The sequence below is a fragment of the Neorhizobium sp. BT27B genome (assembly GCF_050455485.1).
Lineage (GTDB): Bacteria > Pseudomonadota > Alphaproteobacteria > Rhizobiales > Rhizobiaceae > Neorhizobium.
The window spans coordinates 1-1,284 of the sequence record NZ_JBCIYT010000042.1; the positions used below are offsets into that span (position 1 = coordinate 1).

Consider the following 1,284-nt stretch of genomic DNA (forward strand, 5'->3'; position numbering starts at 1 on the left):
AGAGGTGGCTCGGGAAATCTGCACAGCGGGGATAAGTGGAATTTCTGCCTGACTTCGGCTTAGATGCCGGGAACAGGAGATACCATGACGAGACGACCGCGCCGGAACCACAGCCCGGCTTTCAAGGCAAAAGTGGCGCTTGCCGCGATCCGAGGTGAGCAGACGCTGGTGGAATTGTCCCAGCAGTTCGACGTGCACGCCAACCAGATCAAGCAGTGGAAAGACCAGTTGCTTGAGGGGGCGACCGGCGTTTTCGGCGATGAAGTGAAACCGGAACCGGCGGGTCCGACCGTCGATGTGAAAACGCTTCACGCCAAGATCGGCGAACTGACGCTGGAGAACGATTTTTTGTCCGGTGCGCTCGGCAAGGCGGGATTGCTGGGCGGAAAGAAATGATCGACCGCGAGCACAAGCTGTCGGTCGTGAGGCAGGCCAGGCTCCTCGGCTTCAGCCGTGGCAGCGTCTACTATTGTCCGCGTCCGGTATCCGATGGCGATCTTGCCCTGATGCGCCGGATCGACGAACTGCATCTCGAATATCCGTTCGCGGGAAGTCGGATGTTGCAATGGCTTTTGAAGGGAGAAGGTCTGGAGGCTGGGCGGCTGCACGTCGCCACGCTGATGAAGAAGATGGGTATCGAGGCGATCTATCGTCGCCCGAACACGTCAAAACCAGCGCCAGGTCACAAAATCTATCCCTACCTCCTGCGCAAGCTGGCGGTTACCCGGCCCAATCAGGTATGGGCGATGGACCTGACCTATATCCCCATGGCGCGTGGTTTTGTCTACCTCTGCGCCGTCGTGGACTGGTTCAGCCGTCGAGTTCTGTCGTGGCGATTATCGATCACGATGGAGGCGGACTTCTGTATCGAAGCGGTCGAGGAGGCGCTGGCTCGCTATGGAAAGCCGGACATATTCAACACCGATCAGGGATCGCAGTTCACATCCATCGACTTCACGGCGGTGCTGAAGAAAGCTGAGATTGCCATCTCGATGGACGGCAAGGGCGCGTGGCGGGACAATGTCTTCGTCGAACGGCTTTGGCGGTCGATCAAATACGAAGAGGTCTACCTCCACGCCTACAAGACTGTGTCCGAGGCCCGCGCGGGGATCGGTCGTTATCTGAACTTTTACAATACTCGACGTCCGCATTCGTCTCTTGACCGGCAGACGCCGGATCAGGCTTACTTCAACGCGCTGGCACCGATGATGGTGGCGGCATAATCGAGGCGGAAATCCACTTAACGAAACGCCCGAAGCCGTTCAGACAAACCGAGCCACCTCT

General features: G+C 58.3%; 1 protein-coding gene. It reads left to right on the top strand.

All coding sequences use genetic code 11. From position 1 onward, the window contains the following. The first annotated feature begins 84 nt into the window (after positions 1-84). A protein-coding gene (locus AAIH70_RS30960) for an IS3 family transposase (RefSeq protein WP_165932198.1) occupies positions 85-1,223 on the top strand; the annotation gives its coding sequence in 2 pieces (ribosomal slippage) (positions 85-343 and positions 343-1,223; 1,140 coding nt in all). The last annotated feature ends 61 nt before the right edge of the window (positions 1,224-1,284 follow it).